General features: G+C 52.0%; 2 rRNA genes (1 of these 2 cut by a window edge). Both read left to right on the top strand.

Annotation, left to right across the window (positions count from 1 at the left end):
• Positions 1–164 precede the first annotated feature (164 nt).
• Positions 165–1714, top strand: a 16S ribosomal RNA gene (locus tag ACWGN5_RS41665).
• 233 nt (positions 1715–1947) lie between these two features.
• Positions 1948–2500, top strand: a 23S ribosomal RNA gene (locus tag ACWGN5_RS41670); it runs 2377 nt beyond the window's last position.
• The 16S and 23S rRNA genes sit together here, the layout of an rRNA operon.

A 2500-nucleotide genomic window follows, 5' to 3' on the forward strand; every position in this document is an offset into this window, starting at 1 on the left:
TCGGTGAGGACGGCGTCCCCGGCGAAGGCGAGTTCGCCGGTAAGATAATAAAGTTGCTTCAACAAGCGGTAATGATCTTTGAAAACTAAACAAGACAAAACGTACCTGTTAATTCAAAGTTTTAAATAAATCGCACAGCGATGTGCGTAGTCAGTCAAACTACTTTATCGGAGAGTTTGATCCTGGCTCAGGACGAACGCTGGCGGCGTGCCTAATACATGCAAGTCGAGCGGACAGATGGGAGCTTGCTCCCTGATGTTAGCGGCGGACGGGTGAGTAACACGTGGGTAACCTGCCTGTAAGACTGGGATAACTCCGGGAAACCGGGGCTAATACCGGATGCTTGTTTGAACCGCATGGTTCAGACATAAAAGGTGGCTTCGGCTACCACTTACAGATGGACCCGCGGCGCATTAGCTAGTTGGTGAGGTAATGGCTCACCAAGGCAACGATGCGTAGCCGACCTGAGAGGGTGATCGGCCACACTGGGACTGAGACACGGCCCAGACTCCTACGGGAGGCAGCAGTAGGGAATCTTCCGCAATGGACGAAAGTCTGACGGAGCAACGCCGCGTGAGTGATGAAGGTTTTCGGATCGTAAAGCTCTGTTGTTAGGGAAGAACAAGTGCCGTTCAAATAGGGCGGCACCTTGACGGTACCTAACCAGAAAGCCACGGCTAACTACGTGCCAGCAGCCGCGGTAATACGTAGGTGGCAAGCGTTGTCCGGAATTATTGGGCGTAAAGGGCTCGCAGGCGGTTTCTTAAGTCTGATGTGAAAGCCCCCGGCTCAACCGGGGAGGGTCATTGGAAACTGGGGAACTTGAGTGCAGAAGAGGAGAGTGGAATTCCACGTGTAGCGGTGAAATGCGTAGAGATGTGGAGGAACACCAGTGGCGAAGGCGACTCTCTGGTCTGTAACTGACGCTGAGGAGCGAAAGCGTGGGGAGCGAACAGGATTAGATACCCTGGTAGTCCACGCCGTAAACGATGAGTGCTAAGTGTTAGGGGGTTTCCGCCCCTTAGTGCTGCAGCTAACGCATTAAGCACTCCGCCTGGGGAGTACGGTCGCAAGACTGAAACTCAAAGGAATTGACGGGGGCCCGCACAAGCGGTGGAGCATGTGGTTTAATTCGAAGCAACGCGAAGAACCTTACCAGGTCTTGACATCCTCTGACAATCCTAGAGATAGGACGTCCCCTTCGGGGGCAGAGTGACAGGTGGTGCATGGTTGTCGTCAGCTCGTGTCGTGAGATGTTGGGTTAAGTCCCGCAACGAGCGCAACCCTTGATCTTAGTTGCCAGCATTCAGTTGGGCACTCTAAGGTGACTGCCGGTGACAAACCGGAGGAAGGTGGGGATGACGTCAAATCATCATGCCCCTTATGACCTGGGCTACACACGTGCTACAATGGACAGAACAAAGGGCAGCGAAACCGCGAGGTTAAGCCAATCCCACAAATCTGTTCTCAGTTCGGATCGCAGTCTGCAACTCGACTGCGTGAAGCTGGAATCGCTAGTAATCGCGGATCAGCATGCCGCGGTGAATACGTTCCCGGGCCTTGTACACACCGCCCGTCACACCACGAGAGTTTGTAACACCCGAAGTCGGTGAGGTAACCTTTTAGGAGCCAGCCGCCGAAGGTGGGACAGATGATTGGGGTGAAGTCGTAACAAGGTAGCCGTACCGGAAGGTGCGGCTGGATCACCTCCTTTCTAAGGATTTTAACGGAATATAAGACCTTGGGTCTTATAAACAGAACGTTCCCTGTCTTGTTTAGTTTTGAAGGATCATTCCTTCAAAACATAGGAACACCTGCTAAATGCGCCACTTCCTGTGGCAACGCATGTGTTAGCATGTCCTATGCGTTGTTCTTTGAAAACTAGATAACAGAAGTAATTCACATTCAATTAGTAATGCAAGATATCACGTAGTGATTCTTTTTAACGGTTAAGTTAGAAAGGGCGCACGGTGGATGCCTTGGCACTAGGAGCCGATGAAGGACGGGACGAACACCGATATGCTTCGGGGAGCTGTAAGCAAGCTTTGATCCGGAGATTTCCGAATGGGGAAACCCACCACTCGTAATGGAGTGGTATCCATATCTGAATACATAGGATATGAGAAGGCAGACCCGGGGAACTGAAACATCTAAGTACCCGGAGGAAGAGAAAGCAAATGCGATTCCCTGAGTAGCGGCGAGCGAAACGGGATTAGCCCAAACCAAGAGGCTTGCCTCTTGGGGTTGTAGGACACTCTGTACGGAGTTACAAAGGAACGAGGTAGATGAAGAGGTCTGGAAAGGCCCGCCATAGGAGGTAACAGCCCTGTAGTCAAAACTTCGTTCTCTCCTGAGTGGATCCTGAGTACGGCGGAACACGTGAAATTCCGTCGGAATCCGGGAGGACCATCTCCCAAGGCTAAATACTCCCTAGTGACCGATAGTGAACCAGTACCGTGAGGGAAAGGTGAAAAGCACCCCGGAAGGGGAGTGAAAGAGA

The organism is Streptomyces sp. NPDC055815, assembly GCF_053616475.1.